Origin of the sequence: Aggregicoccus sp. 17bor-14 (assembly GCF_009659535.1) — a bacterium.
Taxonomy (GTDB): domain Bacteria; phylum Myxococcota; class Myxococcia; order Myxococcales; family Myxococcaceae; genus Aggregicoccus.
Genome location: NZ_VJZZ01000003.1, coordinates 431,239 through 455,112, shown reverse-complemented (window position 1 = coordinate 455,112; position 23,874 = coordinate 431,239). Strand labels below are relative to the sequence as shown.

Below are 23,874 nucleotides of genomic sequence, written 5' to 3'. Positions count from 1 at the left end.
CTGGTGCTACGTCGGCCTCGTGGAGGTCGAGAAGCTGAAGAGGGAGTTCGACGTCCAGGTGGACTGGAGGCCGTTCTTCCTGCGCCCCGAGACGCCGCCGGAGGGCCTGCCGCTGCCCGCCTACGTGCGTGAGCGGATGAAGGACCCGAACAACCCCCTCAAGCTGCGCGCGCGCGCCGCCGGCCTCACCATGGTGGAGCGAGAGGTCATCCCCTCCACGCGCCGCGCGCACGAGGCGGCCGAGTTCGCGCGCGCCCACGGCCAGCTCGAGCCCTTCCACGCCGCGCTGCTGCGCCGCTACTGGAGCGACGGCGAGGACCTCTGGCAGTACGCCACCCTGCGCGGCGCCGCCGAGGAGAGCGGCCTGGACCCGGACGCGCTGCAGGCCGCGCTCGAGGCGGGCACCTACCGCGCCCTGGTGGAGGAGGCCGTGCGCGAGGCGCAGGAGATGGGCGTGAGCGCCGTGCCCACCTTCGTGCTCGGCGACCGCCTCGCCATCCAGGGCGCGCACGAGTACCCCGCCTTCCGCCAGGCCATGGAGCGCCTGGGCGCGAAGCCCCGCTCGCAGGGCTAGCGCAGGCCTTCAGCGCAGGACAACGGGTCCCGCCCCCTCGGGACGCAGGGCCTGCTTGTCCGCGTAGAAGTCGCGCAGCACCGCCATGTCCGCCTGCACGTCGCCGGTGAGGTAGAGCGGGGGGCCCAGCCCCACCGTGCGGGTGCGCGCGTCGAGGAAGGCGGGCACCACGGGCAGGTGGGCCTCGCGCGCGATGTAATAGAAGCCGCTCTTCCAGGCCTCGGCGCGCTTGCGCGTGCCCTCGGGCGCGAGCGCCAGCACGATGCGCTCGCGGCTGCGCACCAGCTGCGCCACCTGCTCCACCATGTTGGAGCGCTCCTCGCGGCGTACCGGGTGGCCGCCCAGCGCGCGCATGAGCGGGCCCAGGGGGCCCTGGAAGAGGGTGTGCTTGCCGAGGAAGGTGACGTCCAGCCCCAGGCCCCAGCCCGCGAGGATGCCGAGCACGAAGTCCCAGTTGGACGTGTGGGGGTAGAAGACGACGAGGTACTTGTCGAGCGCGGGGGGCTGGCCCAGGAGCCGCCAGCCGCCCGCGCGGAGCATCCACTTCGCGAGCCGTGCCATGGAGTGCGGTGCGGTCCCCTCAGCGTGCCGCGTGCGCGAAGTGCTCGGCGAGCCGGGTGAGCAGCGCCGTGTTCTCCGCCTCGGCGGCGCGCAGCTTGCCCAGGTCCTTGCGCAGCGGCGCGAGCTCGCGGCCGGCGGCCTGCAGCTCGCCCTCTCCCAGCGAGAGCCAGTGGTCGAAGGCCTCCGCGCCCAGCTCCAGGTGGAACTGCAGCCCGTAGGAGGGCCCCAGCCGGAAGCCCTGCTGGGCGTAGCGGTCCGTGGAGGCGAGCAGCGCGGCGCCCGGCACCGGCGCCCAGGTGTCCGAGTGCCAGTGGGCCACGGTGCTGCGCGGGGCGGCGGGTGCGAGCACGGGGTCCGCGAGCCCGTCCTTCGTCCAGCGCACCGGGGCCACGCCCACCTCGAGCCCGTTCTTGCCTCGAGAGACCTCGCTGCCCGCGGCCGCCGCGAGCAGCTGCGCGCCCAGGCAGATGCCGAGGTTGGGGCGCCCCGCGCCCAGGCGCTCGGCGAGCACCGCGCGCTCCTGGTGCAGGAAGGGGTGCTGGTCCGCCTCGTACACGCCCATGGGTCCGCCGAGCACCACCAGCAGCGGCGCCTCCGCGTCCTCGTGGTGTCGCACCTGGCGCATGCGCGTCACCACCTCGAAGCCTGCGCGCTGCAGCGCCGGGCCCAGCAGCCCCAGGCCCTCGTGCTCCGCGTGCTGGTACACCACTGCCCGCATGTGTGCCTCGCTCCTTGCGTCCGCCGCGGGAGATTAGCGCAGGCGCGCGCGGGCCCGGAAAGACAGAGGGCCCTGCGTGCAAGGCACACAGGGCCCTCCAGGGTGCGCGGCAGGGCCGCTCAGTGGCGGCAGGTCGCGCCCACCTGCGGGGTGCCTCCCTGGGTGAAGGCCACCGTGTAGAGCGCAGGGTCCACGTCCGTGAGCACCGCGAAGGCGCTCGCGTCCGCCGGAGCGCCGAGCGAGTGCACCTCGGTGGTGCCGTCTGCCCCGATCCGCCTCACCACGAGCGAGCTGCCCTCCACGTAGGGCAGCAGCAGGTCGTCGCCGTCGCGCACCGCATCGAGGCGCCGCACGCCCGTCACGCCCACCGGCTGAGCCGCCGGGCCCGACGGCGTGAAGGGCCGCGCGACGACGAGGTCGCCCCCTGTCGAGGCGGCCGCATGCACCGAGCTGCTGCTGGAGGTCTCCGCCTGCGTGAGCCACGCCGCGAGCGGCTGCTCGCTGGGAGTCGTGCCGGCGAGCAGTCGCAGGCCGGAGAGCGCGCCCTTGACGTCCGAGCCCACCACCTCGCCGAGCTGCGCGAGGTCCCCGGACACGGTGCGGAAGCGCACCACGCGCCGGCTCGTCCCGTCCGACGCGGTGCTGCCCCACGCCACCGCGAAGTCCGAGCTGCCGTGGGGAGAGACGTCCAGCTGGCCGAGGGAGGGCTCGTAGTCGTCAGAGGCGAGCGACGCGCTGAGCACCACGGGCTCCGCGCGCGGGGTCAGGTCCAGATTGTACGACTGCCCCATCACCTGCGTGCCGGTCAGCCACGCGACGAGGAGACTCGAGCCATCGGCGGCCACGGCCGCGCGGACGCCGTCGAGCGAGGGGGCAGGGGAGCCCGGCAGCGTCAGCGCGCGCGGCGCAGCACCCACCACCGCGCCCGATGCCGCGGCGACGGCATCCAGGCGAACCATCTTGTGCACGTTGCGGCTCGTGGACGCATCGAAGCTGGACCACAGGATGAATGCGCCTCCCGCGAAGCGCACCTGCTGCAGGCCGGCCACCCGGGAGGACGTGGAGCGGGGAAGGCCGGTGTTGTTGTCGATGCTGGCGTCGTAGCCCTCCAGCTCCACCGTCCCGCTGCTCATGGGCATCAAGCGCGCGTCGAGGACACGATAGGAGATTGCACTGCGGCCCGTGACGCCGACGTTGCGCTTGTTGTCGAGCCACGCAGCGAGGTAGTTGCTGCCGAAGCGCACGGCGTGCATCTCGGTGGCGGTTCCGGAGAACGAGGAGTACGTGAGGATGGGCAGCGAGACGACGCGGCGCGCGTCCGCGACGCCGTCGCAGTCGTTGTCCAGGCCGTCACAGCTGAGCTCGACGGGCTCGTAGTGGGGACCGTACGCAGCGATGTTGCAGGTGGCCTCGCTGCGTCCACTGGGCAGGCATGCGCGTTCGGCGCCCGCGCACACGCCGGCCGTGAGCTCGCAGGGCGCGGCCTTGAAGCCCTCGACGCACTCGGCGCCGGGGGCGGTGACGCAGTGGCCCTGCACGCAGACGAAGCCGTCCGAGCAGTTCTCGCGCACGACGCACGCGTCCGTGAACTCGTGCAGCCCGGCCACCGGGTCCACCACGTTGCAGCCCAGCGCGCCGGCGGCGAGCGCGAGGAGCAGGGCGGTGGCGCGCGAGCCTCGCGCGTGCGCTGCGTGCTGCGACATCAGGACTTGGTACTGCGCGTACGGGTGCATCCGTGCTGCTCCTTGCTCCGACGGTGGGCCTGGCCCATGCGCCGGGAGCCCGAAAGAGGGGAGGGCCCTGCGTGCAGCAGGGGCTGCGCGCAGGGCCCTCTCGAACAGGACTGCGACTCAGCGCCCTAGTGGCAGGTAGCGCCGATGCGGAGGCGATCGCTCTGGATGTACGCCCCCGTCCACATGGAGGCGTCCACGTCGGGCAGCAGCGTGACGGTGCCGGTCACACTCCCCGAGTCGAGCTGCCGCACCGACGTGGTTCCATCCGCCGCGATGTGCCGCACCAACTGGACCTCGGAGTCGCCCTGGGGCTCGGGGTAGGTCATCAGCAGGCCGTCGCCTACGCGCACGACGTTGAGCTGGGACACGCCCTCCAGCCCCACGGGCGGGCGGATGGTCCCCTCGGGGCTGAAGGGCCGGGCCACCACCACGCCGGTGCCCACCGCCGAGGCCGTGACGCCCTGCGTGGAGGAGGTCGTGAGCCAGGCCGCGAGCGGCTCGTCGGAGGGAGCGAGGGTCGCGAGCAGGCGCAGGTCGTTCACCGTGCCGGGGGCATCCGCGCCCGTCACCTCGCCGAGCTGGTCGAGGCTGCTGGAGGCAGTGCGGAAGCGCACGGCGTTGCGCGAGCCATTGCTCCACCCCGCCACGCTCCAGCCCAGTGCATAGCCCGAGCTGCCCTGCGGCGAGATGTCCTGCAGGTTGAGGGAGGGATTGGAGGAATCTCCCGGCCCCGGAGCGCTCAGCGTGACCTTCCCGCTCAGCGGCTTGAGGTCCATCCCGAAGGCCTGGCCCACCAGCACGCCGTTCTCGAGCCAGGTGAACACGACCGACGAGTGGTCGTTGGCGACGGCCGCGCGCACCGGGGCGTACGGGTCCGCCGTGGGGAGCGACAGCTCGCGCTCGGCAATCCCCACCGAGGACCCGTCCACGGCGCCGCCGACGTCGACGCGGCTCACCTTGCGCACCCGGTGCTGAACCTTCGGATCCGCCGGGTCCGGCACGTCGGTCGTCCAGGTGATGAAGGCGCCTGCGTCGTAGGGGATGACCTGCAGGTTGTGGACTTCCATGGTGGCGGCGTAGAGCCCCAGCGTCTGCGCGAACTTGCCGGCCAGGCCCAGCTTCGCGTCCAGCACCCGGTAGGCCACCGACTTGCGCATGGGGGTGCTGTTGGTCGGGGCGAGCCAGACATGATCCACATAGGCGGCGAGGTAGCCGGCGCCGAAGCGCACGACGCGTGCGTCCAGGATCCGAAGGTAGAGGCTGGAGTCCGAGGTCACGGCGAGCTGGACGCCGCGGCGCGCGTCCGGCAGGCCGTCGCAGTCGTTGTCCAGACCGTCGCCACAGGTGGTCTCGCGCACCTCGTAGGTGGGGCCGTAGGAGACCCCGCTGCAGGTGGCCTCACTTCGGCCACTGGGCAGGCACACGCGCTCGACGCCCGCGCACACGCCCGCCGTGAGCTCGCAGGGAGCCACCTTGAAGCCCTCCCGGCACTCGTCGCCCGGGCCCGTGACGCAGTGGCCCTGCGCGCAGACGAAGCCGTCCGAGCAGTTCTCGCGCACGGTGCAGCTGTCCGTGAACTCGTGCAGCGAGGCCACCGGGTCCACCACGTTGCAGCCCAGCGCGCCGGCGGCGAGGGCGAGGACCAGGGAGGCAGTGCGCGCGCTCATCGCGACACCCCGTAGAGCGAGCCACTGTAGGGGCTGGAGCCCGGCTCTTCCGGCGGCGGCGTGGGCGGGCTGATGAAGTAGGTGACCACCGCGGCGACCACCGCGGTCCCCGCCCCGATGAAGGCCCAGTTGGCCGCGCGCGCCTGCTCGCGCGAGCTCTTGAGCGCATCCTGCGCGGCGATCTGCGTCTGCGCCGCGTGCGCGCGATTCAAGCTGCCCTTGGACTTGGCCCCGAAGTAGAGGCCGCCGCCGGTGAGCACCAGCGACGTGCCCATCAGCGCGTAGTGGCGCAGGCTGAGCCGGCGCTGCAGCTCACGCTGCGCGCGGGTCATCGGGCGCGGCGTGTACTGGGGCAGGCCCGTGGCCGGAGCGGGGGGCGTCGCCGCCGGAGCCTGCACCGGCGCGTCGGAGGCGGCCGCGGCCGCGGGCTCGGTGGAGGCGGCAGGCGCGGGCTCGGTGGCCGCAGGGGTCGCCGGCTGCGCAGCAGGCGCCGCAGCGTCCTGTGCCCACGCCGAGCCGTGCGCGCCCAGCAGCAGCAGCGCCACGAGCCGGAAGGATCGGGGGAGGGGGGAGGTCTTCATGGAAAGCGTTATTTACCAGGAATGACACCTGCCCACACAAGGGGCGGGGGTCGAAAGGCCAGAGGACTGCAATTCGCAACGATCGCCCGAGGATATCAGGGACCGCGCCGCAGCTGCTGCACGGCGTAGCCGCGCTCGGCGAGGTAGGCGAGCACGCCACGTGCGCCCACCACGTGGCCGGCCCCCACGACCACGAAGAGCGTGCGGCCCTGCGTGAGCTGCGCGTCGAGGGCCGCGGCCATCTGCGCGTTGCGCGCGTAGAAGACGCGCTCGTAGAAGGGGCGCAGCTCCGGGTCCTTCGCGCCCTGCTGCAGCGCCGCGTCCACCGCGTCGCCGTCTCCCGCATCCCAGGCGCGCATGAAGTAGGTGAGCTGCTCACCCCCCTTGCCCATGCTCACCAGCTGATCGCGCAGCATCAGCTGCTGCAAGGGCTCGGAGAGCTCCGCGAACATGCGCAGCTGCGACTCGGCCGTCTCCAGCGCGAGCACCGGCTTCTTCGCCGCCTGCGCCCGGGCGAGGAAGAGGCGGTCCACGCCGGCGTCGCCGTCGAAGCCCGCGCGCTGCAGCTCCACGACGGAGAGCGTCACCGCGGCGAGCCAGGGGCGCAGCGGCTCCAGGTTCTGCCGGGGGATGCTCGCGCGCTTGAGCTCGAGCTCCAGCAGCCGCTGGGTCGCCGGGTCCAGCCGCGCCGAGAGCCGCTGGCCTCCCGGCAAGAGCCCCAGCGCGCGCACCAGCTGCTGCGTCTGCGCAGGGGAGACCTGCGAAGGGTCCACCTCCACCACGAGCGCGTCCGAGCGCGCGAACGCGTCCAGCATGGAGGCGGGCAGCGCGAGCGCGCCGGCCTTCGCGAAGTGCACGGAGCCCACTACGTACGCGGTGCCGCGGCCCTCGGGCCCTTTGGCCTCCCAGAGGAAGGCGGGGTCGGTGGCGGCGTGCTGCACGGCCGCGAGGTCGGCCGTGGGCGAGGGGTGCGGCGCGCTCGCGCAGCCGGAGGCGAGGAGCAGCGCGAGGAGGAGGACAGGGGTCAGTCGCATGCGGAGGCCTCGAGATGGGCGGGCTCTTCGATGCAGTCCGATGCGTGCTGGTGCAAGCCGATCCGCTCAGAGCCGCGGGAGCGGGAGGTTGTCGGTGAAGCTCCTGTTGAAGCTCATCCCCTGCTGTGCGGAGCCCACGTCCGTGATGGGAGCGGGACCAAAGACCCAGAGCACGCACTCCCCACGAGCGTTGGACGCGCGGAGCAGCTCCACGTTGATGCGCAGGGTTCCCTCGGCATGCAGCTGGACGCCGGACCTGGAGTAGGGGTCCACGCTGGGACCCTCGAACCGCATCCGATACCGGCCGGGCGGCAGCCCTGCGAGTTGATAGCGGCCGTCCGCGTCCGTCAGAACCGCCTGCTCGAAGGCGAGGCTCGGCGAAGAGATCCTCACGGTCACGCCGGGCAGGGGCCGCCGGGTGTCGACATCGAGCGCAGTGCCGAGGATGGAACCCGCGTGCACCGCACCCGGTAGCAGGAGGAGGACTGCCGCGAGACGCAAGGTCTGGGAGCTCATGGCCACATCTTCCTGCTCCCCGCGGAGCAATGCGGCACGCACGCCGCATCGCTCCTTCACGGTTTCCTCACGCCCGCCTCAGTGCTGCGCGGTCGTCGACGCTGCCCCGCCCGCCGGCACGGGCGTGAACTGCAGGTCCTGGAAGTCGAAGCTGAAGTCGGTGAGCGAGGAGACCGGCTGCATGCGCATGCCGCCGATGCTGCCGTCCGGCTCCAGCGAGAAGCTGACGTAGGCGTCCGCGTTGAGCGAGCGGTCCTTCCAGTGCGCGACGAAGGTGTCGTACTGCCAGTGCTCCAGCTCGCCCGTGAGCGAGGGCGTGTGGCTGAAGCGCAGCACCAGCTTGCCGCCCTCCTGCTTCAGCGTGACGTCGCCGTACCAGGGGTCGCGGTAGGTGCCCGCGTAGCGCTCGAGCGGCAGCGAGGGACGCGAGGTGGTGCTGCGCCCGCTGCGCTTCTCCGCCACCTTCTTCTCCGCCTTCTCGTTGCGCTCGGCGTCCGCGGCCTTGAACGCCGCGACCCAGTCGGTGGCGGGCGCGCCGAGGAAGGCGTCGAGCAGCGCGTAGGTCGGGACCTCGAAGCCGCTGCGCATCTCCTGGTTCGTCAGCACCACGATGCCCAGGTTCAGCTCCGGCACCAGCGTCACGCGCGAGTAGTAGCCGGGCAGGCCTCCGGTGTGCGCCACGATCTTCTTCCCGCGGTAGTCGCGCAGCGTCCAGCCCAGCCCGTACGCCGAGAAGTTCGGCTTGAGCGCCGCCAGCGAGGGCGAGGCCGCGGTGATGGGCAGCAGCGTCTGCGGGCTCCACATCTCCTCGGACTGCTTCTCGCTGAAGAGGCGCTTCTTGCCGCCCGAGCCGGGGACCTCGCCCCGCGCGAGCTGCAGCAGCATCCAGCGCGAGAGGTCGTTCACGCTGGAGTTGATGGCCGCCGCCGGCGGGTTGTTGTCGAAGGCCATGGGCGGGATGGCGGTGAGCACTCCGTCCGCCTTCGCGTGCGGCGAGGCCATGTCGCGGCTCGCGCGCAGCTCCTTGATGGTGAGGTTGCTCGAGGTCATCCCGAGCGGCGCGAAGATGCGGCTGCGCACGAAGTCCTCCCAGCGCTGGCCGCTCACGCGCTCGATGACCTTGCCGGCCACGAGGTAGAGGATGTTGTCGTACGCGTAGCGGCTGCGGAAGCTGGTGGCCGGGCGGATGTAGCGCAGGCGCGAGACGATCTCCTCCTCGCTGAAGGTGGAGGCGGGGAAGTAGAGCAGGTCACCCGCGCCCAGCCCCAGGCCGCTGCGGTGCACGAGCAGGTCGCGCACGGTGAGCTCGCGCGTGACGTACGGGTCGTACATCTGGAACGAGGGCAGGTGGTCGATGACGCGGTCGTCCCAGTTGAGCTTGCCCTCCTCCACGAGCATCGCGAGCGCCGCGGCCGTGAAGGCCTTCGAGTTGGACGCGATGCCGAAGAGCGAGTCCGCCGTGACGGGCGCCTTCTGCCCGAGCTTCTTCACGCCGTAGCCCTTGGCCAGCACCACCTTGCCGTCCTTCACCACGGCAATCGCCATGCCCGGGACCTCGAAGGTCTCGAGCGTGCGGCGCACCGTGGTGTCCAGGTCAGGCGGGAGGCCCTGCGCGAACGCGACAGGGGTGAGCAGCAGCAGGGAGAGCGCGAGAAGGCGAGACACGAGAGCTCCTGTCCGAGGGGGCGCAGGAGCGTAGTGCAAAGCAGGCCCGCAGGCGCGGCCGGTCAGTGGCCGGGGAGGAGGGGCACGTTGCGGAGGAAGTCCGCTCCCACGTTCACGCCCGTGCTCGTGGACTGGATATCGATGGTGGGCGCACGGCAGTTGGTCGTAACTGCCTCCAGGAAGCGAGATCGCAGAAGCTCTGCGTTCACGCGGAGCGTGTACTCGTCTCGCACCGGGAGCGCCGCACGCTCATATGGCATGAAACGCTCGTGCTCGAAGCGCAGGGTGTATTCGCCCACGGGCAGCTGGCTGATGCGGTACTCGCCCTGAGCATCGGTGACCACGACCTGTTCGCCCTGCAGATTGGGAGAGGTAGCCGTCACGACAATCTCTGCGACTGGCTGCTTCGTCGTCGCTTCTGTCACCTGCCCGCGCACCTCCGCAGCGCGTGCCCCCGAGGAAAGGCCAAGCACCAGCAGTACTCCGAGCACCCGGTCGCTCATGGGTCCATCTCCAGAACCTGCATCTCATCGCCGCCGATGCTGTGCTCCTCCGCGTCTGCAGGCCGCAGGTCCACGACGACATGCACGAGCCGCCCCCCGCTCAGCTCCACGCGGGCCCGCGCGCACGGCTCGAAGTGCCGCCGCTCGAAGCGCAGCCCGTAGCTCCCCGGCGCGAGCTCCGCGAAGCGGTACCAGCCCAAGACATCCGTCACGGCGATGCGCTCGGCGGGGAGCTCCGGCGAGCTCACGCTCACCCGCACCCCGGCGAGGGGTTCCTGCGTCCGGGCGTCGTGCACGGTGCCCACCAGCGTTCCGGTGGGGCTCGTCGCGGGGAACTCGAGGAGGCAGCCAGGGCGGGGCGGGGGCGCGGTCATGCTTCGCATCCTCTCGCCGGGGCTGACATGGGGTGGCACCGGCCCCACATGCTCCCTTCACGGTTTCGTCATGGCCCCGGTCGAGGCGGCTCGGAGGCGCGGGCCTGCTCGGAAGCGCGCGAGCAGGCGACCTCCAGGAAGGTGGTCGGCTTACCGGTGGCGAGCGCCCAGAGGCAGCGCACGAGGCACCGCACGCCGAACTCGCGCCGGATGAGCCCGACGTTGTGTGCCACCTCGCGCCCGGTGATGACCCCGCGCATGGCTGCTCACCTCCTGCCCGTGAGGCGTCCCCGTCTGGCGGGGCCCGTCCACAGCTCAAAGTGTAGACGGCGGGGCTGACATGGCATTCACCCTGGCCCGCGGGTCCGGCTCGGGCTTGCACTGCCGCCGGGGGTCCGCTTTCTTGCGCCGCTCCCCCTTCCCGGACGGTCTGCGAATGGACAACGTGAGTCACAGCGTGGCGGGGATGCTCGCGGCGGAGACGCTGCTCGCGGCGCGCGGCTCCGAGCGCCTGCGCAGCCTCGCTGGCTACGGGCGGGTGGCGTGGGTGACGTCCGCGCTGGCCAACAACCTGCCGGACGCGGACCTCCTGTACACGGCGCTGGAGCGCAGCCCGCTCGCCTACGTGCTCCACCACCGCGGCCACACGCATACGCTCGCGCTGGGGCTGCCGCTCGGGCTGCTCTCGCTCGCCGTGCCCTGGCTGTGGGCGCGCCGCACGGGGCGCTCGCCGGGACGCGAGGGCTGGGCGCTGCTGGTGCTGCTCGCGCTGCTGGGCCCCGCGCTGCACCTCGCGCTGGACAGCTCGAACAACTACGGCGTGCACCCCTTCTGGCCGGTGTGGGACGGCTGGCTCTACGGCGACACCATCTTCATCGTGGAGCCGCTGTTCTGGGTGGGCGGGCTCGCGCTGCTGCTGCCCTCCATGCGCTCGCGCCTCGCGCAGGGCGTGTGGGGCGTGCTGCTCGCGGGCATGGCCGTCACGTGCTGGGTGCTGCCCTTCGTCTCGCGCGGCTCGGCGCTCTTCGTCACGCTGCTCGGGGTGGCGCTGCTGGCCGTGGGCTGGCGGCGCAGCGCGCACGCGCGCATGGCGTGGGCGGTGGGGCTGAGCCTCGCGGCGCTGGCGGCCTTCGGGCTCGGCTCCGTGCGCGCGCGCACCTCACTGGAGGCGAGCGCGGCGACCGCGTTCCCCGGCTGGCGGGTGCAGGACGCGGTGCTCACGCCGCTGCCTGCGAATCCGCTGTGCTGGGAGGCCATCGCGGTGATGGTGCAGGGCGAGCAGTACGCGCTGCGCCGCGCGCAGCTCGCGCCGTGGCCTCCGCTCGGGGAGGCCACAGGCTGCCCGCGCTTCGCCTTCTCTCGCCCCACCACGCTGCCCTACGCGGCGCTCGCCACCCCGCCCACGGGCGCGGTGGTGTGGCGCGACGAGCACGTGCAGAAGCTCGCGCAGCTGCGCGGCGTGTTCCGCGACCGCTGCGTCGCGCGCGCCTTCTCGCACTTCGCGCGCATCCCCTTCGCGATGGACCCGGGCCCCTCCGTCCCCGGAGAGCCGGAGGGCCCGTGGGTGGGCGATGCGCGCTACGACAGCGAGGAGGGGCGCGGCTTCGCGGAGCTGGCGCTGGGCCCCGCGGACACGCGCTGCCCCGAGCACGTGCCGCCCTGGACCCCACCGCGAGAGGATCTGCTGCGCTGAGCGCTCAGGTGAGCATCGGCGGCTCGAGCTCCACCTTGTGCCAGCCGGGCTTGCGCAGGTCGAAGTTGCGGTAGGCGTCGATGGCGCTGCCCATGGGCTCCACGTGGCTGAGGATGGCCGTGGGGTCCACCGCGCCGGTGCGCACCAGCTCCACCAGCTTGGGGATGTACTTGCGGTGGTTGCAGTTGCCCATCTTCACGGTGAGGTTCTTGTTCATCGCCACGCCGATGGGGAAGGTGCGCGCCGTCTGCGGGTACACGCCGATGATGGAGAGCGTGCCCGCCTTGGCGAGCGCGGTGACGGCCCAGGTGAGCGCCTGGCTCGGCGCATCTCCGGGCACCCAGTTGTCGCCGTCCGGGTTCGTCTTCGGGGCGACCTCCTTCACCTCGGCCTTGAACTTCGCGGCCTCCTTCTTCGCGGCCTTCGCGGCCGGGCCGTGGTGCGGCTGCTCCGCGTCCACGCCCACCACGTCGATGGCGCGGTCCACGCCGATGCCGCCGGTGAGCCGCAGCAGCGTCTCGATGGGCTCCTCCTCGTCGAAGTTGATCGTCTCCGCGCCCAGCTTGCGCGCGGCCTCGAGCCGGTCCTCGTGGTGATCGATCGCGAGCACGCGCCCCGCGCCCTGCAGCTTCGCGCTGAGGATGGTGAAGAGGCCCACGGGCCCGCAGCCGAACACCGCCACGGTGTCGCCGTCCTTGATCTCCGCGAGCTCCGCGCCGAAGTACGCGGTGGGGAAGATGTCCGAGAGCAGGATGGCCTGCTCGTCCGTCACGTTGTCTGGCAGCTTCACCAGGCCCACGTGCGCGAAGGGCACGCGCACCTTCTCCGCCTGCATGCCGTGGAAGGGTCCGGTGGGCGCGGGGCCTCCGTAGAAGGCCGTGCCTGCGAGCTTGCCGTTGGGGTTGGCCACGTCGCACTGCGCGTAGTAGCCCGCGCGGCAGTAGCTGCAGCTGCCGCAGGCGATGGTGGAGGGGATGACCACGCGGTCGCCCACGCTCAGGTTGCGCACGTCCTCGCCCAGCGCCTCGACGTAGCCCACGCCCTCGTGGCCGAGGATGGTGCCCGGCTTCATGCCGGTGAAGGTGCCGCGGATCATGTGCAGGTCCGTGCCGCAGATGGCGCTCGCGCTCAGGCGCACGATGGCGTCCGTGGGCTGCTCCAGCTTGGGCTCGGGCACGTCGTCCAGGCGGATGTCGCCGATACCGTGAAAGACCACTGCCTTCATTGCGCGTCTCCTTCGGCGTGAGCCGGTCGGAGCCGCTCACGTCCCGGGTTCGTAGAGGGGGGACCTCTGCAGGGAGGTGGCCACGGCGGGGCGCGGGGGTAAGCCGGAGCCGCGAGTCACGGCCGCGTGCACGGAGGGCAGGCTAGCGCCCGAGGTGCAGGGTGAGGCGCTTTCCGAAGACGCGGCGGAAGTGGAGGGCCTCGTGCTCGGCGCTCCACAGCTCCAGGTCCACCGGGGCGCGCGCCTTGAGGTGCAGGCTCACCGCGTCGCGGCCGGTGGTCGCCCGCACGCTGCGCACCAGCTGGTGGTGGCTGCGGTCCAGGCTGTTGGCGAGCCGCAGCAGGGTGGCCAGCCTGCGCACCGTGCGGGCGTCCTGCGCGGAGAGGCCCTGCATCCCCGAGTGCGCGGGGTCCGGCGGGCTGCGGCGGTGGTAGCGCGCCACGCGGGCGACGAGATCGCGCTCCGCCTCGGAGAGCCCGGGCAGCTCGGAGTTCCGCACCAGGTAGTACGTGTGCTTGTGGTGGCGCTCGTAGTTCACCGCGTTGCCCACGTCGTGCAGCAGCCCGGCCACCTCCAGGTAGGGGCGGGTGGAGACGGGCAGCTGGTGCAGCGCCGCGAGCTCGTCGAAGAGGGTGAGCGCGAGCGCCGTCACGTGGCGGCAGTGCCGCTCCTCGAAGCCGAAGCGCCGCCCGATGGCGAGCGCCGCGTCCTGCAGGCTGTGGTCCTCGTGCGCCGTGTCCTGGCGGTGCAGCAGGTCCACGAGCAGCCCGTCGCGCAGGCCCCGGTTCACGCCCGTCACCGCGTCCAGCTTCAGGTGGCGCGCCACGCCCTCGAGCACCACCGCGCCCGCGACGATGATGTCCGCGCGCCGCGAGTCGAAGCGCTTGCGCCGCCGCTCCGGCGGGAGCTCCACCAGCGCCTCCACCGCCTGCGTGAGCTGGCGCGCGCTCGCGTGCGCCGTGCCCTCGCTCGCGGCGAAGCCCACCACCGCGTTGATGGTGCCCGAGGAGCCCAGCGCCACCTTCGGCATCCCGTCCGCGCGCTTGGGCAGGGTCTTCTGCAGCGCCTCGCGCACGTACGAGCGCATGAGCCGCAGCCGCTTCGGGCTCACCTTGCCCGAGGCCTCGAAGAGCTCGGTGAGGCGCACCGCGCCCAGCGAGAGGCTCCACAGCTGGGTGGGGCGTTCGCCCACGGCGGTGGCCACCTCGGTGCTGCCCCCGCCGATGTCCACCAGCAGCGAGCGCGAGCCCGCGGGCCGGCCGTGCAGCACGCCGAGGCAGATGAGACGCGCCTCCTCCTGCCCGCTCACCACCTCGAGCTCGAGGCCCGACTCCTCGCGCACCCGCTGCACGATGGCGTCTCGGTTGCGCGCCTCGCGCAGCGCGCTGGTGCCCACCGCGCGCACGCGCGCCTTGTGGCGCTTGCACAGGGCCGCGTAGCGCCTCAGGGTGGCGAGCAGCCGCTGCGCCGTCTCCTCGGGCATCAGCCCCGTGGCGAACACGCCCTCGCCGGGGCGGATGGCGTCGCGCTCCTGGTGCAGCGTCTCCAGCGCGCCGCCGCTGTCCACCCGTGCGAGCTCCAGGCGCACGGCGTTGGTTCCCACGTCGATGGCGGCGAGCACGGGCGGCAGGGGAGGGGCAGCGGCCATATCCGGGAATGTTAGGCGCGAACGTCCAGAGCGCGCTGCACCGGAGCACGCCTGGCCGCTCGGGGTGGCGGTTGTTACATCCCCGTCACGTGACGCAGAGCGTTCCATGCCCGACTCTTCCTCCTCCGTGACTCCCGTGGAACCCTCCGACCTGAGCGACCCGCAGCTCTTCATCAACCGCGAGCTGAGCTGGCTCGCCTTCAACGAGCGGGTGCTCGAGGACGCGCGGGACGCGGCGCTGCCGCTGTACGAGCGGCTGAAGTTCTTCGCCATCGCCTCCAGCAACCTGGACGAGTTCTTCATGGTCCGCGTGGCGGGCCTGAAGCAGCAGCTGCTCAGCGGGGTGGCGGAGACGGCGGCGGACGGGATGCTGCCGGCGGACCAGCTCAACGCCATCAGCGAGCGGGTGCACCGGATGGTGGACGGGGCCTACTGCGTATGGCGCGAGGACCTGTGCCCGAAGCTCGCGGCGGCCGGGGTGGGGCTGCTCGCGCGCGAGCGCCTCACGCCCGAGCAGAAGGCGGCGGCGCGCACCTACTTCCAGTCCACGGTGTTCCCCACGCTCACCCCGCTCGCGGTGGACCCGGGCCACCCCTTCCCCCACCTGCGCAACAAGTCGCTCAACGTGGCGGTGTTCCTGCGGCGCGAGGGCAAGCGGCGGCGGCGCAGTGGCCAGGAGAGCAGCCTCGCGGTGGTGCAGGTGCCCAGCGTGCTCGGGCGCCTGGTGCCGCTGCCGAGCGCGAGCGGCCAGTCCTACCTGCTGCTCGAAGATCTCCTGGTGCTCTACGCCACGGACCTCTTCCCCGGCTACACGGTGGACCAGACCGCCACCTTCCGCGTGACGCGCAACTGGGACCTCAACGTGGACGAGGAGGAGAGCGAGGACCTGCTCTCCACCATCCAGGAGGAGCTGCGCCGGCGCGACCGCGGCACCGCCGTGCGCCTGGAGCTGGACGCGGCGGCGAGCCCCCAGCTCGAGGCGCAGCTCACCCAGGCGCTCAAGCTGCTGCCGCAGGAGGTGTACCGGGTGCACGGCCCCCTGCAGCCCAGCGACCTGATGGCGCTGGGCAGCATGGACCCGCGCCCCGAGCTGCGCGTGGAGGGCTTCACCCCGGCCGTTCCCCACGCGCTGCGCGACGCGGAGAGCATCATCAGCGTGGTGGCCACGCGCGACGTGCTCCTGCACCACCCCTACGAGTCCTTCGACCCGGTGGTGCGCTTCATCGAGGAGGCGGCGGACGACCCCAACGTGCTCGCCATCAAGCAGACGCTGTACCGCACCAGCGGGGACAGCCCCATCTTCCGCGCGCTCAGCCGCGCCGTGGAGAACGGCAAGCAGGTGGCGGTGCTGGTGGAGATCAAGGCGCGCCTGGACGAGGCGAACAACATCGCCTGGGCGCGGCGCATGGAGGAGAGCGGCGTGCACGTGGTCTACGGGCTCATCGGCCTGAAGACCCACTGCAAGGTGGCCATGGTGGTGCGCCGCGAGGGCAACGGCATCCGCCGCTACGTGCACCTGGGCACGGGCAACTACAACCCCACCACGGCGCGCCAGTACACGGACCTCTCGCTCTTCACCGCCCGCCAGGAGATCGCCGACGACGTGACGGCGCTCTTCAACCTGCTCACCGGCTACTCGGTGGCCCCGCAGTGGAAGCGGCTCGCGGTGGCGCCCATGGGGTTGCAAGAGCGGGTGCTCACCCTGGTTCGCCGCGAGACGGAGCGGGCGAAGAAGGGCGAGCCCGCGCGCATCGTGGCGAAGATGAACTCGCTGGTGGACCCGCCCGTCATCCGCGCGCTCTACGCCGCGAGCCAGGCGGGCGTTGAGATCGAGCTGCTGGTGCGCGGCATCTGCTGCCTGCGCCCGGGAGTCCCCGGTGTGAGCGAGCGCATCCGGGTGACCAGCGTGGTGGACCGCTTCCTCGAGCACAGCCGCGTCTTCGCCTTCGGCGTGGGCGAGGGCACGGACGTGTACATCTCCAGCGCGGACTGGATGCCGCGCAACTTCCACCGGCGCATCGAGGCGATGAGCCCCGTGGAGGACCCGGTGCTCAAGGCGCGCCTGCTGGACGAGGTGCTGGGCATCTCCATGCGCGACAACGTGAAGGCCTGGCGCCTGCAGCGCGACGGCCGCTACGTGCCGGTGGACGGGGTGGGCCCGCCGGTGCGCAGCCAGATGGTGCTGCTGGAGCTCGCGCGCCGCACCCAGGACCAGAAGCCCATCGAGAGCCTGCTGCGCCACGCGGCCGCGCCCGAGGCCCCGAGCGAGAGCTTGCGCGTGGTGGCGGCGCAGACGGCGGGCTAGGCACTGCCCAGCTGGGCGGCGTGGCGGCGCAGCTGCGCGGCCTCGTCGTGGCGCAGGGTGCTGTCCTCGATGACCGCGGCCTCGAGCAGGAAGGGTACGGCGCTGCGCTCCTCACCGGCCGCCTGCCAGTGCTGGGCGATGATGGCCGGAGGCGCCTTGCGCCGCTCGAAGGCCTGCGCGAGCCGCCGGTGCATCAGCCTGCGCACCGTGGTGGGCACGCCCGCGTGCACCGCCTCGAAGACCAGGTCGTGCGAGAAGCCCTCGCCCCGGAACACCTGCGCCGCCTCCAGCTCCTCCACCGGCTGGAGCAGGTCCATCGCGCCCACCTCCAGCACCTCCGCCGCGAGCTCCAGCTCGAAGCGCGACTCGGCGATGGCGGCCACCTGCGCGAGCTGCAGCGCGGGGCGGCTGAGGCGCTCGAGGCGCTGCTGGATGAGCGGGGCCACCTTGCCCGGGGGCGGCAGGCGCTCGGGCCACTCGCGCCCCAGGCCTCCGGTCTCCAGCAGGTGCTTCACCGTCTCCGCCACGTAGAGGGGGTTTCCGCCGGTGTAGCGCGCGATGTGCTCCGAGAGCCGGGTGAGGCCCGCGATGCCCAGGCCCTCGAGCAGCGTGGCGACCTCGCCTTGCGTGAGCGGTTCCAGCTTCACGTGCGCGGCGACGCCCGCCTCCACCAGCGCGTCCACCTGCTCCAGCGCGTCCGGGCGCAGCTCGCCCGAGCGGAAGCAGATGATGACGTGCGGCAGCCCGTTCTGGCCGAGCGGGAAGTGCCCCGCGAAGGTGTAGGCGCCGATGAGGTTGCTCGCGGTGTCCTGGTACTGCAGGTCGTCCACCACCTGGCTGCTGATGCCCTCCATGCAGGCGCGCGCGAAGAGGTTGTGCGCCTCGAAGAAGCGCATGCGCTCCTCCTCGCTCGCCATGGCGAGCGGCTGCGTGCCCAGCTCGGGCAGCAGCCGCGCCATCTCCTGGCGCACCCAGGGCTCCATCACCAAATCCGGGCGCTGCTGGTACATGCGGCGCACGTGGCGCGAGGTGGAGGCGTAGGGCACGTGCACGTCGCCCGGGCGCCCCTCGAGCACGAGGTAGGCGCCCTTGGTGGCGGCGAAGTCGCGCGCGAGCCGGCTCTTGCCCATGCCCGGCGGGCCGCTGAGGAAGATCATCTGCCCGGCCTCCCACGCGGCCTCGAGCTGGCGCCACGCGGCCTCGCGCCCCGCGAGCACCGGCGGGCGCAGCACGGTGGCGGGCAGCGCGGCGCGCGAGGGGCGCGGCACGCTCTGCACGCTGCCGCGCGCCCGCTCGATGTCGCGCGCGAGCGCGGCCGTCTCCGGCATGGGCTCCGCCTCGTACTCGCGCTTCAGCATCTCGCGGCACTGCGCGTAGAGGCCGAGCGCCGCGATGCGGTCACCGAGCAGGTAGTGCAGCCGCATGAGGCGGCGGTAGGCGTCCTCGGAGTGCGGCTCGCGCGCGAGCATGCGCTCGGCGAGGCTGAGCGCGAGCGAGTACTCGCCGGCGAGCTCCAGCTGCTCCACCTCGCGGCCGGCCGCGCGCCGCTGCAGCGCCGCCATGCGCTCGCGCACCCGCTGCAGCCAGGCGTCGAACTCGTGCAGGTCCGAGTAGTCGTGGGCGCCCATCAGCTCGCCCTCGAGCGTGCCCTCCAGCGCGAGCCCCGCCACGCTGCGCCCGTCCTCCACCGCCTCCTCGAAGGCGAGCGCGTCCACCTCGCCGACGCCCGTGAGCTCGAGGATGTCGCGGCCCTCCACCAGGTCCGTGCCCGTGGCCACGCGCAGCCGGCGCAGCAGCTGGCGCATGTTGTTGCGCGCCGTGGGCTCCTCGGACTCGGGCCACAGGAGCTGCGCGAGCCGCGCGCGCGGCGTGGGGCCCTCGAAACAGAGGTAGGCCAGCAGGCCCGCTGTCTTGCGCTCCGGGGTGAGCTCGGTCCCTGCCCCGCGCAGCACCACGCCGCCCAGCAGCTGCAGGCGCCAGCCCAGATTCACGCTCTCCACGAGTGCCCCGCTCCCTGTGCAACGGCAGGCCTCACGGCCCGCAACCTCACGGCATTTTCCTACCGGCACCACACCGGAAGTCCCGAATTGAAATGGGTCCGGGATCCTCGCGCAAGGCCTCGTGGAGGCGAGGAGCGCAGCGAGGTGAGGCAATGTGCGGCAGCGGCGCGAGGAACCCCCATCCGCGCGCGCCCGGGGGTGCCCCACGCCGGGGAGCTCCACGCGCTTCGCACCGCGGAGGGCGGCGGCCCCGCGGGTGAAGGGAGAGGTGGGCAAGCCGGGCGAACCTGTCTGCTGGGCGAGAGAGCGCACACCGGGAGCGCGCAGGCCCACATTGCCGGCGCCTGGAGGGCCGCGTAGATGAACGTCCCCGATGAGCATCCTGCAGGGCCCGCCGCCGAGCACTCTGCCGTCCCAGCCCTCCGCGCGCGCGGCCTACCGCGAGTCGCTGCTGCGGGCGGCGCCCCGGCGCGTGCGCCTCATCTGCCTGGATGGCTTCGCGGCGGGGGTGGGGTGCCTCGCGCTGGACCTGCTCTACGTGCGCGCCGGGATGCACCCCCTGGCGATGACGGCGTGGGAGGCGGCGCTGGTGCGCCTCCCGCTGCTGCTCATCCCGCTCGCGTGGATCGCGCTCTCGTACGTCGTGCGCGGGCGCGCGCTCATGCGGGGCGCCTTCTGGTTCACGGCGCTGTTCGCCGTGGGCAACGAGGCGGCCTTCTACGTCCAGGGGCTCAACGGCACGGCCATCCACGCGCTCTACTTCGTGCTGGCGGCGATGGCGGGCCTGTCGCTCTTGCCGGTGGGGCGGCGCGGGCGCCAGTCCTACGCCGCGCTGATGTTCCTCGCGCACCTGGGGCTGGACCTGGGGTCGGGCAAGGCCAGCTCGATCAACGCCCTGGCCTTCGACCTCGCAGGCCTGGCGACGTACGCGTCCATCTACTTCGTGCTCGAGGCGCACTTCCAGGGCCACCGCCGCCAGTTCTACCTGCGCGCGCAGGTGACCGAGACGCTGCACTCGCTCGAGGCCTCGCGCACCAAGGTGGCCGAGGCCGGAGGGCTGCTGGCCGGCTCCGCGCAGGACCTGGACGGCACCACGCGCGCGCTGAGCACGCAGGCCTCGGACCTGCGCCAGGAGGCCGAGCGCATCGCGCAGACGGGCGAGCGGCTCGCGCGCTCGGCGGATGCGCTGGCGGAGCAGGCGCGCACGAGCGCCGAGCACAGCCAGGAGGCGCAGCGGCACACCGGGGACATCGACCAGCTGGTGGCGGCGCTCACCGGCGGCATGGCCGCGGTGGAGGAGGCGGTGAAGAGCGCGACCACCAGCGTGCGCCGGCTCGAGGGCTACTCCACGGACGCGCTGCAGTTCGTGGAGGTCATCCGGGAGATCTCCGCGCAGACCAGCGTGCTCGCCTTCAACGCGGGCCTCGAGGCGATGCACGCGGGCGTGCACGGGCGCGGCTTCTCGGTGGTGGCGGCGGAAGTGCGCCGGCTGAGCGCGGAGAGCGGCCGCAAGAGCTCCGAGGTGGGCCGGCTGGTGAGTCGCATGGCGCAGCACATCCAGGAGGCGCTCGCCTCCGCGGAGCACATCTCGGAGACCACCGGGCGCTTCCTGCCGCTGCTGGAGACGGCGCGCGGCACGCTCAACGCCATCCAGGGCATCGTGGGGCGCCAGAGCACGGACTCGCACGCGAGCGTGGACGAGGCGGGCCGCCAGGCGCGCGACACCGCCGCCATCAGCGAGGCCGGGGCGCGGCTGCGCGCGCTGGTGGAGGCGCACGCGCGCATGAGCACCGACGTGGCCACGACCGTGTCGCGCCTCGCCGGGCTCTCCACCGACCTGCAGGGGCTGCTGCCCCAGGCCTCCCCGCCCCCGCGCGCCTGAGCCTCCTCGCGGGGCTCGGCGGCCCGTCTGGCGGCCCGGCGCAGCAGCCTGGCCGGCGGGAGGGGGTGCCGGCGGTGCGCGGGGGTGGCTACCCATGCGGCATGCGGGAGCGCGTGCACAGGACGGCAGGCCGGGTGCTGCAGGGGCTGCTGCTCGCGGCGCTCGCCACGGGCTGCACCACGGCCCAGAAGAAGTCCCTCATCTCCACGGCCATCGAGGACGAGGGTCAGCGCAAGCAGGCGCTCGAGGCCACCATCCGCGTGTTCGACGAGAACCCCGAGTACGTGGACGAGATGTTCAAGCTGATGATCAACCACAAGACGAGCCTCAACCGCTTCCTCACGGTGAGCGCGAGCGGCCTGGACGACCCGCAGTTCGCCGCGCTCATGGCCCGGCACCTGGTGAAGGAGCCCAAGTCGCTCGCGGAGGTCTTCGTGCAGCTGCTCGAGGCCTCGAAGGACGCGCCCGAGGCGCGCAAGGCCATGGCCGGAGCGATGATGCAGCGCCCCGGGCTCGTGGCGGACACGGTGCTCGCGCGCCCCGAGGCGCTCGTGCCGACCATGGTGGCGATCGTGGACGCGCTGGGGCGTCACCCCGAGGCGCAGGGCGCCTTCCTGCAGGCGATGCGCGAGCGCAAGGACCGCATCAGCGCGCTGCTGCTCTCGGACAAGGAGACGCTCGCGGCGGTGATGGCCGCGATGGCGCGCCAGGGGGTGAAGGACAATGGCTTCGCGCAGGAGCTGCGCGAGCTGTTCGGTGCGAAGGACGACCGCACGCAGGGCGGCAGCGGCGGTGCGCCGCCGCCCGCGCCGAAGAAGTAGCGCGCGGCGTCAGTCGTCGTGCTTGCGCGCGCCCTTGCCCTTGCCCTTGTGGCGGCAGGTCTCGCCGTCCCAGTACTGGCTCGGCTTGCACTCCTTGCTCGAGGAGGAGGACGTCACGGACTGGCGCGAGCGGCCCACCTCGCTCCAGCGGTGGTTCGAGCAGCCGCCGAGCAGCAGCGCCGCAGCGGTGGTGGTGGTGAGCAGGAGGGTCGTCTTGAGAGAGGTCTTCATGGCGGGCGCGAACCCTAGCCAACGCGTGCGCGCGTGAGGAGTGGGTGGCGCCGGGCCCGCTCGCCTGCTGCGGACGCGCGCCTTCATCTGCCTACACGGGGCAGCGGGGTCGACCTGCCGGCGCCACTCCCTGTAGCCTGCGGCCCGCGTGGCCGCTCCCGAACGACAGACGAAGCATCGCAAGATTGGCGCCTACCGCGTGCTGGGTGAGCTCGGCCGCGGCGGCATGGCCCTGGTGTACCGCGGCCTGCACGAGGGGCTGCAGCGCGAGGTGGCCATCAAGGAGCTGCTGCCCGAGGTGCTCGCGGACCGCGAGGCCCTCAGCCGCTTCCGCCGCGAGGCGTTCGCGCTCGCCGCCTTCCGCCACCAGAACATCGTGACGCTCTACGACCTGGTGGAGAAGAACGACCTGCCCTTCATGGTGATGGAGTACGTGGACGGGCCCACGCTGCAGGGGCTCATCCGCGAGGGCGCGCTCTCGCCCGAGGTGGCGGCCGTGGTGGGCGCGCGCATCGCGAGCGCGCTGGACCACGCGCACTTCCGCCACATCATCCACCGCGACCTCAAGCCCGGCAACGTGATGCTCACCAAGTCCGGCGAGGTGAAGCTGATGGACTTCGGCATCGCGAAGGACGCGGGGCTGGAGGCGCTCACGAAGCAGGGCTTCGCGGTGGGCACGCCCTCGTACATGTCCCCCGAGCAGGTGACGGGCGGCGCCATCGACGGGCGCACCGACCTCTTCTCGCTGGGCGTGCTGCTCTACGAGGCGCTCAGCGGCGCGCGCCCCTTCCAGGGCAAGACCGCGGGCGAGGTCTTCGCGCGCGTGCGCGACGGCCACTACCTGCCGCTCTCCAAGGTGGCCCCGCACGTGCCGCGCGAGCTCGCGGAGATCGTGCGCCGCGCGATGCAGACGAAGCCCAAGGACCGCTACGCGGACGCGGCCGCCATGCGCCGCGCGCTCGAGGCCTACCTGGTGCGCGCGGTGAAGGTGAGCCACTCGGCGCTGCTCGTCGCCTTCCTGCGCGAGCGCGGCAAGCTCACCGAGACCGAGGCGCTCGCGCACCTCACCCAGGCGGAGCTCAAGCGGCTCGAGGGCCGCGGGCGCGTGAAGCGCCTGCTGCGCCGGCTCAAGTGGACGGCCGCGCTGCTCGCCCTGGGCGGCGCGGGCACCGGGCTCTGGGCCACCCAGGCAAAGTGGCTGCCGCTGGTGCACACGCTGTTGCAGCACTGACCCCGCAGTCCCCACCCGGAGGCCCCGTGGCCAAGGTCGTCCTCTTCGTGCTTGCCCTCGCCGCGGTGCTCACCGTGGCCCACTACGGGCTGGAGACGCGCGCGCCCGCCGCGTCCCCCGAGGTGCCCACCCGGCAGCTGCAGAACGTGCGCGAGGCGGCCTCGCGCATCGAGACGGGCGCGCAGCAGCGCGCGGACGAGGCGCTGCAGCGCACCGCCTCGGACGCGCCGGCCGGGCAGTAGGCGCGCGCGCTAGCGGCCGGCCTTCACGAGGCGGCCGCGGCCGGGCAGCGCCACCGGCGCGCGGCGCTTGGCTGAGGCGGGCCGCGGGGCGGAGGCGGCACGCCCCGCCTTGTCGTGGCGCACGGTGACCAGCGTGGTGATGCCGCCGCGCACGAAGAAGGTGCCCTCGATGGTGAGGTGGCGCGGGTCCACCGCCTCGATGATGTGGTTCGCGATGTCGTTGGTCACCTTCTCGTGGAAGGCGCCCTCGTTGCGGAAGCTCCAGAGGTAGAGCTTGAGGCTCTTGGACTCCACGCACAGCTGGTCCGGCACGTAGCGGATCTCGAAGCTCGCGAAGTCCGGCTGGCCCGTGAGCGGGCACAGGCAGGTGAACTCCGGGCACTCGAAGGTGATCTCGTAGTCGCGCTCGGGGTTGGGGTTGGGGAAGACCTGCAGCTCCTTGGTGGGCTGGGTCACGGTCTGGGGCTGACGCTGCGAAGGCATGGCGCGGGCGTTTACCACAGGGCATCCGGAGGCGCGCGCGGCTGGAGATTTCCAGGCTCCCTGCGCTCCCCTCGGCTGCCTGTCTGCCCCGCCTGTCGAGGGGCGGACGTCGCTGCCCGGCGGCCCTGGCCGCGGCCGGGGGAACGCGCTGTCCTCTGCCCCAGCGCCCCGCCTCCCCCGGCCCCCC

At 72.6% G+C, this 23,874-nt stretch carries 22 protein-coding genes and 1 pseudogene; 7 read left to right on the top strand and 16 right to left on the bottom strand.

Features of this window, described 5'->3' with window-relative positions; translation table 11 throughout:
* Positions 1-10 precede the first annotated feature (10 nt).
* A pseudogene (locus FGE12_RS08425) lies at positions 11-574 on the top strand (DsbA family protein); the annotation flags it as partial.
* A gap of 9 nt (positions 575-583) precedes the next feature.
* Here FGE12_RS08425 and FGE12_RS08420 read toward each other — a convergent pair.
* The 11 genes from FGE12_RS08420 to FGE12_RS08370 all read right to left on the bottom strand — a co-directional run bounded on the left by FGE12_RS08420 (position 584) and on the right by FGE12_RS08370 (position 10,186).
* Positions 584-1,135, bottom strand: a complete 552-nt coding sequence (locus FGE12_RS08420) for a lysophospholipid acyltransferase family protein (protein WP_153865871.1) — start codon at positions 1,133-1,135, stop codon at positions 584-586.
* A 19-nt stretch (positions 1,136-1,154) separates the two neighbouring features.
* Positions 1,155-1,853, bottom strand: coding sequence for a glutamine amidotransferase (locus FGE12_RS08415; RefSeq protein ID WP_153865870.1), 699 nt, complete (start codon positions 1,851-1,853; stop codon positions 1,155-1,157).
* A gap of 119 nt (positions 1,854-1,972) precedes the next feature.
* On the bottom strand, positions 1,973-3,586 hold the full coding sequence (locus FGE12_RS08410) for a hypothetical protein (protein WP_153865869.1): 1,614 nt from the start codon (positions 3,584-3,586) through the stop codon (positions 1,973-1,975).
* Between the two features lie 125 nt (positions 3,587-3,711).
* Positions 3,712-5,253, bottom strand: coding sequence for a hypothetical protein (locus FGE12_RS08405; protein WP_153865868.1), 1,542 nt, complete (start codon positions 5,251-5,253; stop codon positions 3,712-3,714).
* The gene (locus FGE12_RS08400) at positions 5,250-5,834 is read right to left on the bottom strand and encodes a hypothetical protein (protein ID WP_153865867.1); all 585 of its coding nucleotides are present in this window, start codon (positions 5,832-5,834) and stop codon (positions 5,250-5,252) included. Before FGE12_RS08400 ends, FGE12_RS08405 begins: the two co-directional genes overlap by 4 nt.
* A gap of 95 nt (positions 5,835-5,929) precedes the next feature.
* A complete protein-coding gene (locus tag FGE12_RS08395; RefSeq protein ID WP_153865866.1) occupies positions 5,930-6,868 on the bottom strand; it encodes a TraB/GumN family protein in 939 nt (312 codons plus the stop codon).
* A gap of 66 nt (positions 6,869-6,934) precedes the next feature.
* Positions 6,935-7,384: a carboxypeptidase-like regulatory domain-containing protein gene (locus FGE12_RS08390; RefSeq protein ID WP_153865865.1), complete on the bottom strand. Its 450-nt coding sequence runs from the start codon at positions 7,382-7,384 to the stop codon at positions 6,935-6,937.
* Positions 7,385-7,462: 78 nt separating this feature from the next.
* Positions 7,463-9,049 carry a serine hydrolase gene (locus FGE12_RS08385; RefSeq protein WP_194797703.1) on the bottom strand — a complete coding sequence of 529 codons (1,587 nt, stop codon included), beginning with the start codon at positions 9,047-9,049 and terminating at the stop codon, positions 7,463-7,465.
* 62 nt (positions 9,050-9,111) lie between these two features.
* Positions 9,112-9,552, bottom strand: a complete 441-nt coding sequence (locus tag FGE12_RS08380; RefSeq protein WP_153865864.1) for a carboxypeptidase-like regulatory domain-containing protein — start codon at positions 9,550-9,552, stop codon at positions 9,112-9,114.
* Entirely contained in the window at positions 9,549-9,926 is a 378-nt protein-coding gene (locus FGE12_RS08375; RefSeq protein ID WP_194797702.1) for a carboxypeptidase-like regulatory domain-containing protein, read from the bottom strand. Before FGE12_RS08375 ends, FGE12_RS08380 begins: the two co-directional genes overlap by 4 nt.
* 68 nt (positions 9,927-9,994) lie before the next feature.
* Positions 9,995-10,186: a hypothetical protein gene (locus FGE12_RS08370; RefSeq protein ID WP_153865862.1), complete on the bottom strand. Its 192-nt coding sequence runs from the start codon at positions 10,184-10,186 to the stop codon at positions 9,995-9,997.
* Between the two features lie 176 nt (positions 10,187-10,362).
* On the opposite strand from FGE12_RS08370, the gene FGE12_RS08365 reads away from it, so the two are divergent.
* Entirely contained in the window at positions 10,363-11,619 is a 1,257-nt protein-coding gene (locus tag FGE12_RS08365; RefSeq protein WP_194797701.1) for a metal-dependent hydrolase, read from the top strand.
* Positions 11,620-11,623: 4 nt separating this feature from the next.
* Here the strand turns inward: FGE12_RS08365 and FGE12_RS08360 are convergent, their stop codons facing one another.
* Positions 11,624-12,844, bottom strand: a complete 1,221-nt coding sequence (locus FGE12_RS08360; RefSeq protein WP_153865860.1) for a zinc-dependent alcohol dehydrogenase — start codon at positions 12,842-12,844, stop codon at positions 11,624-11,626.
* Between the two features lie 142 nt (positions 12,845-12,986).
* Positions 12,987-14,492 (bottom strand): Ppx/GppA phosphatase family protein, encoded by a 1,506-nt coding sequence (locus FGE12_RS08355; RefSeq protein WP_153865859.1) that lies wholly within the window; start codon positions 14,490-14,492, stop codon positions 12,987-12,989.
* Between the two features lie 136 nt (positions 14,493-14,628).
* On the opposite strand from FGE12_RS08355, the gene ppk1 reads away from it, so the two are divergent.
* Entirely contained in the window at positions 14,629-16,797 is a 2,169-nt protein-coding gene (gene ppk1, locus FGE12_RS08350; RefSeq protein WP_370458918.1) for a polyphosphate kinase 1, read from the top strand.
* Here ppk1 and FGE12_RS08345 read toward each other — a convergent pair.
* Entirely contained in the window at positions 16,794-18,797 is a 2,004-nt protein-coding gene (locus FGE12_RS08345) for an AAA family ATPase (RefSeq protein ID WP_194797700.1), read from the bottom strand. The genes ppk1 and FGE12_RS08345 overlap by 4 nt on opposite strands.
* A gap of 373 nt (positions 18,798-19,170) precedes the next feature.
* On the opposite strand from FGE12_RS08345, the gene FGE12_RS08340 reads away from it, so the two are divergent.
* Entirely contained in the window at positions 19,171-20,679 is a 1,509-nt protein-coding gene (locus FGE12_RS08340) for a methyl-accepting chemotaxis protein (protein WP_153865856.1), read from the top strand.
* A gap of 113 nt (positions 20,680-20,792) precedes the next feature.
* On the top strand, positions 20,793-21,500 hold the full coding sequence (locus tag FGE12_RS08335) for a hypothetical protein (protein WP_153865855.1): 708 nt from the start codon (positions 20,793-20,795) through the stop codon (positions 21,498-21,500).
* A gap of 9 nt (positions 21,501-21,509) precedes the next feature.
* On the opposite strand, the gene FGE12_RS08330 is transcribed toward FGE12_RS08335, so the two are convergent.
* Positions 21,510-21,731, bottom strand: coding sequence for a hypothetical protein (locus FGE12_RS08330; RefSeq protein WP_153865854.1), 222 nt, complete (start codon positions 21,729-21,731; stop codon positions 21,510-21,512).
* A gap of 226 nt (positions 21,732-21,957) precedes the next feature.
* Here FGE12_RS08330 and FGE12_RS08325 point away from each other — a divergent pair, with 226 nt between their 5' ends.
* Together FGE12_RS08325 and FGE12_RS08320 are read left to right on the top strand one after the other, a co-directional pair.
* Entirely contained in the window at positions 21,958-22,962 is a 1,005-nt protein-coding gene (locus FGE12_RS08325) for a serine/threonine-protein kinase (protein ID WP_153865958.1), read from the top strand.
* A 26-nt stretch (positions 22,963-22,988) separates the two neighbouring features.
* A complete protein-coding gene (locus FGE12_RS08320; RefSeq protein ID WP_153865853.1) occupies positions 22,989-23,204 on the top strand; it encodes a hypothetical protein in 216 nt (71 codons plus the stop codon).
* Positions 23,205-23,213: 9 nt separating this feature from the next.
* Here the strand turns inward: FGE12_RS08320 and queF are convergent, their stop codons facing one another.
* Complete coding sequence (gene queF / locus FGE12_RS08315; RefSeq protein WP_153865852.1) at positions 23,214-23,687, bottom strand: preQ(1) synthase; 474 nt, start codon at positions 23,685-23,687, stop codon at positions 23,214-23,216.
* Positions 23,688-23,874 lie beyond the last annotated feature (187 nt).